The 1,164-nt window shown below is 67.1% G+C and carries 1 protein-coding gene and 1 pseudogene; both read right to left on the bottom strand.

Translation table 11 applies throughout. The features are described from left to right. Positions 1-13: 13 nt before the first annotated feature. A complete protein-coding gene (locus ABGN05_RS30015; RefSeq protein ID WP_367957708.1) occupies positions 14-751 on the bottom strand; it encodes an IS630 family transposase in 738 nt (245 codons plus the stop codon). Next, positions 643-957: pseudogene (locus tag ABGN05_RS30010) on the bottom strand (helix-turn-helix domain-containing protein); the annotation flags it as partial. The pseudogene ABGN05_RS30010 and the gene ABGN05_RS30015, both read right to left, overlap by 109 nt. Positions 958-1,164 lie beyond the last annotated feature (207 nt).

The raw sequence follows: 1,164 nt of genomic DNA, 5'->3' as shown, positions 1-1,164 counted from the left end.
ATACCAACGGCCTTCACAAATGATCCTCGTGCGCCCATTCCCGCATTCCGATTGAAGTGATTGTCTGCGGCTTGGCGAGGAGCTTTCGCCAGGCGTCGCAGGCGGCGTCGATGATGGCGTCGTAGTCGTCGAAGACGCGGTTGGAGAGGTAGTTGGCGCGCAGATACTGCCAGACCTGCTCGACCGGGTTGAGCTCCGGCGAGCGTGACGGCAGCAGGATCGGGGTGATGTTCTTCGGCCAGACCAGATTGCCGGTGGTGTGCCATCCGGCCCGATCGAGCAGAAGCACCGCGTGGGCGCCTCGGGCGACGTTGAGGGCGATCTCGTCGATGTGACGCTGCATGGCGTCGGTGTCGGCGAAGGGCAGCGCAAGTGCGGCGCCCACGCCGCGCGCCGGGCAGATGGCACCGAACAGGTAGGCGCTCTCATAGCGCTGGTCGGCGGGCTGGATCGGCCGCGTGCCGCGGCGCGCCCACTGCCGCACGAGGCCGTTCTTCTGCCCGATCCTCGCCTCGTCCTGGAACCAGATCTCTATTCTCTTCTTGCGCGTCACGCCCGCGAGGTGGGCCGCGAGCGTGCGCGGGAAGTTTTTTTGAACGCCTGGATGACCTCGCCGTCCTGCTTGGGGTGACGCGGCCTGGCGCTGATGTGGGAGAAGCCCAGGGCGGTGAGCAGCTTGCCGATGGTACGCTCGTGATACTCGACCCCGAAGCGCTCCTCGATGACGCGCTGGAGGTCGACGCGCCGCCAGCGCACCACGCCGTCGACGGCGGGGTCCGGGCCAGTCTCCACGATCTGGGCGAGTTCCACCTGCTGCGCCCCCGAAAGCCGCCTCGGATTGCCGCGGCGGCGGTTGTCCGTCAGCCCGGTCGGGCCATGCGCGTTGAAGCGATGCACCCAGTCCCGCAGCGTCTGCCGGTCCATGCCGCCGATCCTGGCCGCATCCGCCCGGCTCATCCCGTCCAGAACCGCCGCGATCGACAGCAATCGTCGGCTCTGGTTCGCATCCTTCGACGACGCCGCCAGACGGCGAAGCTGCGACGGCGTATGGCTCGGCTTGACCTCGACGGTTCTCGGCATGGCGCAGGTCCTCCACGCCACCTTGAATCACGCCAGCTTCAATCTGGGAATCCCCGTCGAGTCACATCAGCGGGCCGTTGGTAT

The sequence above is a fragment of the Aquibium pacificum genome, assembly GCF_040839445.1.
In the GTDB taxonomy this organism is placed as follows: domain Bacteria; phylum Pseudomonadota; class Alphaproteobacteria; order Rhizobiales; family Rhizobiaceae; genus Aquibium; species Aquibium pacificus.
This window is presented reverse-complemented; position numbering and strand designations above follow the sequence as displayed.